The organism is Acinetobacter sp. WCHAc060033 (assembly GCF_004209125.1).
In the GTDB taxonomy this organism is placed as follows: Bacteria; Pseudomonadota; Gammaproteobacteria; order Pseudomonadales; family Moraxellaceae; genus Acinetobacter; species Acinetobacter wuhouensis.
Genome location: NZ_SGSW01000084.1, coordinates 1 through 6693, shown reverse-complemented (window position 1 = coordinate 6693; position 6693 = coordinate 1). Strand labels below are relative to the sequence as shown.

Annotated in this window: 6 protein-coding genes and 1 pseudogene; 4 read left to right on the top strand and 3 right to left on the bottom strand. The window is 42.1% G+C overall.

The genetic code is table 11. The annotated features are described in order from the left end of the window. A pseudogene (locus EXE10_RS19775) lies at positions 1–177 on the bottom strand (DDE-type integrase/transposase/recombinase); the annotation flags it as partial. A 370-nt stretch (positions 178–547) separates the two neighbouring features. On the opposite strand from EXE10_RS19775, the gene EXE10_RS19770 reads away from it, so the two are divergent. The 3 genes from EXE10_RS19770 to EXE10_RS19760 are packed head-to-tail and all read left to right on the top strand — an operon-like array spanning position 548 to position 4222. Next, the gene (locus EXE10_RS19770; protein ID WP_000916208.1) at positions 548–2224 is read left to right on the top strand and encodes a phosphoethanolamine transferase; all 1677 of its coding nucleotides are present in this window, start codon (positions 548–550) and stop codon (positions 2222–2224) included. A gap of 1 nt (position 2225) precedes the next feature. Next, complete coding sequence (locus tag EXE10_RS19765; RefSeq protein WP_005246441.1) at positions 2226–2897, top strand: response regulator transcription factor; 672 nt, start codon at positions 2226–2228, stop codon at positions 2895–2897. Positions 2898–2902: 5 nt separating this feature from the next. Then, positions 2903–4222 carry a sensor histidine kinase gene (locus tag EXE10_RS19760; protein WP_130114500.1) on the top strand — a complete coding sequence of 440 codons (1320 nt, stop codon included), beginning with the start codon at positions 2903–2905 and terminating at the stop codon, positions 4220–4222. A 27-nt stretch (positions 4223–4249) separates the two neighbouring features. Here EXE10_RS19760 and EXE10_RS19755 read toward each other — a convergent pair whose 3' ends face one another. Further along, positions 4250–4960 (bottom strand): phosphatase PAP2 family protein, encoded by a 711-nt coding sequence (locus tag EXE10_RS19755; RefSeq protein WP_005404853.1) that lies wholly within the window; start codon positions 4958–4960, stop codon positions 4250–4252. Between the two features lie 39 nt (positions 4961–4999). Next, positions 5000–5386: a diacylglycerol kinase gene (locus EXE10_RS19750; RefSeq protein ID WP_005404852.1), complete on the bottom strand. Its 387-nt coding sequence runs from the start codon at positions 5384–5386 to the stop codon at positions 5000–5002. 206 nt (positions 5387–5592) lie between these two features. Here EXE10_RS19750 and EXE10_RS19745 point away from each other — a divergent pair, with 206 nt between their 5' ends. Further along, positions 5593–6294, top strand: coding sequence for an IS1 family transposase (locus EXE10_RS19745; RefSeq protein WP_004282341.1), 702 nt, complete (start codon positions 5593–5595; stop codon positions 6292–6294). Positions 6295–6693 lie beyond the last annotated feature (399 nt).

Here is a 6693-nt window from a genome sequence, read left to right as displayed (position 1 = left end):
ATAAAAATCAATCGTATAGCCACGTTGATCGACTGCACGATACAGATAAGACCATTGTCCATTTACTTTTACATAAGTTTCATCAATATGCCATGAGCTCAGATCTGTAGGATTACGCCAATACCAGCGTAAGCGTTTTTCTATTTCAGGGGCGTAGCGCTGAACCCAGCGGTAAATAGGGCACTGTTGCAAATAACCACTAATGGTAAGCTGAATCCTCTTTTAGCTAAAGGTGCAGCATATGAATCCCTTCCATGGTCGGCATTTTCAGGGTGAAATCATTCTTTGGGCTGTATTTGTCTAGGAAAGTGGTGGCTATTCAGGGCATGGTTCAAGCATGACTTGAGTAATACTCGGGCTGTGCTCATGATTTGCTTGAGCATTACTTGCGGATTTTCCCCAACGTGCTTGGGCTGCATTTTTAGTTTTATCAGATTTGATTTGAAATCAAAATATGTATAAGTTTTTGTAGTTCTCAGATTATTTTAAGTCATTTTTAAGATTCAAATTTTAGGCTAAAGCATATTAAAGTCTTTGAACTAAAAAAATGCTTAAGCTGCCTTCTTTTCCCGGTCTACGCCAGATCAAACCCATCAGCCTTGCACGCTTCAACCTTTTACTCGCCATTTGGCTGGGACTGGTCTTAAACTTTGCTTTCTATCAGAAAATCCATCAATTGACGCCTTATACCAACCTCAAGGCAGGCGCATTATTGGCGGCTACAGTCCTGGTAGTTATCGGCTTGTACAATCTGGTCTTGCAGTGGCTGAACTGGAAATGGAATGCCAAGATACTGGCCAGTGTGCTGATCATTCTGGGCGGTTTTAGTGCTTATTTTGTCAATAGTCTGGGGGTTGTTATTACGCCGGACCAGATCCAGAATATGCTGCAGACCGATGCTCGGGAAGTCCGTGATCTCTGGTCAATACGGCTGGTGATCTGGACGCTGGTCTTTGTAATTTTTCCTTTGTGTATCATCTGGATGCTGAACATTCAGCCTGCATCTTTCGGGCGTCAATTGTTGCATAAAAGCCTTAGCAGTCTGCTTTCGGCCGTATTGATTCTAGGACTGTTATTCTGTTTTTATGTCGATTATGCAGCCATCTTCCGCGAGCACCGCGATCTGAAGGGCATGATTTCCCCACAAAATAGCATTGCATCCACCGTATCCTACTATAAAAAGAAAGCACCTAAAGCGAATTTGCCTTTGATTCCTTATGGTGAAGATGCCCATCTGCTGCAGCAGGCTCAAATACAGAAACAACCCAAATTGATGGTGCTGGTAGTGGGAGAAACTGCACGTGCCGAGAGTTTCGCTTTAAATGGCTATGCGCGCAATACCAATCCTGAACTGAGCAAGTTACCAGTAATTAATTTCAATCAGGTCAGCTCTTGTGGAACTGCCACAGCTGTTTCAGTCCCTTGTATGTTTTCGGGCATGTCACGTGAAACCTATGATGAACAGTTAGCCAGCCACCGAGAAGGTTTACTGGATATTGCTCAGCGCGCCGGGTATCAGGTGACCTGGATTGATAATAATTCGGGCTGTAAAGGTGCCTGTGACCGGGTACAAAAATACCAGATTCCGGCACAACTGAAACAGAAGTGGTGTGATGCCGGTGGTGAATGTTTTGATGAAATCCTGGTGGATAGCCTGAAAGATTATCTGGCACATCTGGATAAAAACAACCCGAAACCACAATTAATTGTACTGCATCAGATGGGTAGTCATGGCCCCGCATATTACAAGCGTTCCAAAGCGCCATATCAGCCATTTCAACCGACCTGTAATACCAATGCTATTCAGGGCTGTAGTACAGAAGAATTAAAGAATAGCTATGATAATTCGATTGTATATACAGACCATGTTCTTGCCCAGATCATTGAAACTTTAAAGCAGCAGACTCAATATCAGACCGGTTTCTGGTACCTGTCTGATCATGGAGAATCCACCGGAGAGCATGGTTTATACCTGCATGGTGCTCCTTATAGCATGGCACCGACCCAGCAAACCCATGTCCCGATGCTGATGTGGTTCTCCGATGCCTGGAAGCAGCAGAATACCCAGCAGGTCAGCTGTCTCAAAGGACAGACCGAACAGGCCCGTAGTCAGGATCATCTTTTCCCCAGCTTATTAAGTTTACTGGATATAAAAACGCAAGTGACTGAAGCTAAAAATGATATGCTTGCACAATGCTCACCATCCTTAAAGAACAGAGCTTGAAATGCATAAAATACTGATTATTGAAGATGACTTTATGATTGCCGAGTCGACTGAAACATTGCTCAAGCTGCATCAGTTTGATGTGCATTGGGTCAATAATGGGATTGAGGGTTTAAAACAGTTACAGCAGCAGGTCTACGATATTGTCCTGCTCGATTTAGGCTTGCCGATGATGGATGGCATGCTGGTGCTAAAAAATATCCGGCAGAAGTTTCCGAATTTACCGGTGCTGATTATCTCTGCCCGGGATCAGTTACAAAATCGGGTAGATGGGCTGAATCAGGGAGCAGATGATTACTTGATTAAACCCTATGAATTTGACGAGCTACTGGCCCGTATTCATGCCTTAATACGCCGTAGTGGTTTAAAAAATACTGTGACAGATATAAATAAGAAATTATCACACAGTGGGCTGGAACTGGACCTGGAACAGCACATTGCATGCTTTAATGATGAACCGATCGAGTTATCTAATCGGGAATGGTCTATTCTCACTGCACTCCTCATGCATCCTAGCAAAATTTTTTCTAAAAACGATTTAGAAGACAAGCTTTATGATTTTGATAGTGATGTAAGCAGTAATACGGTAGAAGTTTATATCCATCATCTGCGGGCAAAACTAGGAAAAGACTTCATACGTACCATACGTGGGCTAGGGTATCGCTTAGGATGAGCGCCATGCAGAAACGTTATTCCTTGCAAAAACGTCTAGTTATTTATATTTCACTGTTTAGCGTGGTGCTGGGCTGTGTGCTGATCTTTGCTGCATACCGGATTGCGCTCGAAGAAATTAATGAAGTACTGGATAAACAGATGCAAAGCCTGGCAGAGCGCATTTCAGAAAATCATCCGCAGCCCCTGCAAAGTCAAATCGATCTGGCAAAACAATACAGTGAAGAAGATTTATTTGTAGATATCTGGTCCTATACAGATACAGCCACTTCCTTGCATCTGCAGGATGTTCTGGTGGCGCCGGTCAGGAAAGCAGGTTTCTACAAGCATCAAACGCCGTATGGAACCTGGTTAACTTATATTATTCCTGGTAAGCAATTACAGATTCAGGTGAGCCAGCAGCAAAATGTCCGGCAGGAACTGGCGCTGGAGCTGGCAGCCAATATGTTTCTTCCTTATGTGCTTTTTTTACCTTTTGCAGTATTTGGCTTAGGCTGGATGATCCGGAAAAATTTTCAGCCGCTCAATGATTTTAAAACTGAATTGGCCAGCCGCAAGGCACAAGACTTAAAGCCAATTGCAATGAAAGATTATCCCTTGGAGCTGGAACCGATCATTCAGGAAATGAATTATTTTTTTGGCCGCATTTCTCTGGCCCAACAGGAACAACGTCAATTTGTAGCAGATTCTGCCCATGAATTACGCACGCCACTGACAGCACTAAACTTACAGCTGCAAATTTTGCTACAGCAGTTCCCTCAAAGCGAGTCTATCCATAATTTGAGTCAAGGCATTTTGCGTATGCAGCATCTGGTCAACCAGTTATTGAGTCTGGCCAAACAGGATGTGACCGAAGGTTTAAGCGAACCTGTTCAATTGCTATCACTGAATCAAATGACAGCCACCTGTATCGAAGAACTAATTCAATTGGCGCTACAGAAAGACATTGATTTGGGCGTAGAACAGCAGCAGGAACTGTTGATTCAGGGCCAAGCTTCGGCCTTGCACTCGATTATTTATAATTTAATTGATAATGCAATTAAATATAGTCCGAAGGATGGCGTGATTAATGTATCTATTTTCCAGCAAGGACGGCAGGCGGTTTTACAAATTGAAGACAGTGGGGCAGAGATAGATCCTGCTCAATTCAATCAGATCCGGCAACGCTTCTACCGGATACATAACCATGCAGAAATTGGCAGCGGTTTGGGTTTATCCATTGTAGATAAAGCCACCGAGCGCTTGGGTGGAACACTAGAATTTTCGCGAAGTACCAATCTGAGTGGCCTTTGTGTACAGGTCAAGCTTCCTTTAATCGAAGCCTAAGCGAATAAGCTTCTGGTTTTTTTGGAGTTAAGGTTGCCTGATACTAGAGAGTATAGGAGTGGTCTTTTCTATGGGTAGTTTATGGCTAAACAGCGTATAGCCAATGACATTCATGCACCAGATAATCCAGCCAGTCCATAAATTATGACTCAGGAAATGTGCTCCGCGCATCATTTGTGCCCAGCCCATGGTCAACCCTAAAATTACTGCAGCGATCAGAAGAAAATAAGCACGCTTGCGGTTAGAAATGCGATAAACAAAATAACCAGCCATCAACGCAAAACCACTAGATGCATGCCCTCCAGGAAAACAGTGGCCCGCAGTAGCACTAAAATCCCACAAAATCCCGTTATGGGTAGGTATGGTCATATCCCAGGGACAGGCATGGGCCGACTGAGATTTTAAAATTCCGATCGAGGCCGTGGTCAGCACCACCATGCTAAAAAAATAGCCAAATTCCCAGCGCCGCGTATGCCAGTTCTGCCATTTTAGTGATGCCAACCAGCCCAGTAATAATGTGATATACACTAGAATCAGCAGGTCTTTCACATAGCGATGATTGAGTTCTGCCAGTGCCCATTGTTGTCGAAGGGGAAATTGACCATGATCATCGATAAAGGGATAGATGAGCTGTAAGTCCAGCACTCCTCCAATGTCAAAGAAGTTGAGAAGAATCAAAAAACTGAAGATCAAAAGTAAAGTTTGGGTCAGTAAAAACCGGGAACGGTCAGTGATCATTTTTAAGTTGTCCATTTCAGGCAGTAGCAAGAGCAGAGGTCAAATCAAATGACCAGCCAAAATGATGCCCCAGGTCAGGGCAATTAAACTAAGTGCTACAAACTGAGCCGCACTGCCCATATCCTTGGCATTTTTAGACAGTTCATGCCGTTCCATGGAAATACGATCTACCACTGCCTCTATCGCTGAGTTAATCAGTTCAATGATCAGCGCCAACAGGCACACGGCGACCATGAGCGCTTGCTCAACTCGGCTAACTGGCATCCAAAAGCTTAGAGGAATCAAAATAAGATTAATCAGCAGGATCTGCCGGAAGGCGGCCTCATTTTGAAAGGCGGTTTTCAAACCAGCCATGGAATAACGGGTAGCATTGAAAATACGTTGTATTCCGGAAGTGCCTTTATAAAGTGAACGATCAGGGGACATAGAAATGATTCAGTTAAGACGAAATTTGATTAATTTAAGTTCTTAACCTTAAAACTCTCTTAAAAATGGATGTCGATTTGATCCGCATTTATCTAATCAGATTTATGATCTAGATGTGTATTTCAATCAGCTTTCATATAAAAAAATGGTGGTGTTTCAAAAAGTATGCTGAAAAAAAGCAGGTTGGATTTTGATAAAATAGAGAAATGCGAATAACTCTAGAAATCAAGTGTCCAGCCTGCCTAAGTGACAGTATAAAGAAAAATGGCACAAAAGTAGATGGTAAGCAAAATTACCAATGTAAAATATGCAGACGTCAATTTATTGGTGATCATGCTCTCAGTTATCAAGGCTGTCACTCAGGTATCAAAACCAAAATATTACACCTCATGGTGCGAGGCAGTGGTGTCAGGGATATAGCAGAAATTGAAAGAGTAAGTATCGGTAAAGTTCTACGGACACTTAGCCAATCAAAATATCAACTTCGAGCACAGCAAAGTCATTATGAAACCCTTGAAGTAGATGAGTTTTGGACTTTTGTTGGTCATAAGCAAAATAAACAATGGCTAATTTATGCCTATCATCGAGAAACAGGTGAAATTGTTGCTTATGTATGGGGTAACCGAGATTTAGCCACTGCAAAACGACTTAAATTAAAATTGAAGCAGTTAGGTGTAAGCTATACATGTATATCAAGTGACCATTGGGATAGCTTTGTTACGACCTTTAAAGAATGCAAACAGTTGATTGGTAAATTTTTCACTGTGGGTATAGAAGGCAATAATTGTCGATTACGGCATCGAATCAGGCGAGGCTTTAGGAGAAGCTGCAACTTCTCCAAAAAGCTTGAAAATCATTTCAAAGCCTTTGATTTAGTGTTCTTTTATATCAATAATGGATTCGTTTAATGCCAGCATACTTTTTGAAACACCACCTGGCCCTTTAACGCAGATGAAACTTTGTGGCTGAGTATATTCTTGAATTGATTTAAGCAAACTCATTGCTTATCGAGATAAGGGGGGATATGGTTTTCTTTTTCCGCCTTCATCTGCTCTTTAGAAATAACCGAGATATTATGCTTAAGTGGAAATTACCCTTTAGATCCTGAAAAAATTGGATTTCCAAACTTAATTAGATCTTAAGAACTTAAATTTATCCTGAGAGAAAATATTTTTGAGGGTAGATCAGTGAGTCAACAAGTGGGTGTATTACGAAATAATAAAATATTTCTCAGTATTTGCACATTGGCCTTGGTGATTTTAGGAATTTGGTGGGGCAGCAGTTTACTACTAAATAAAAATAAAACG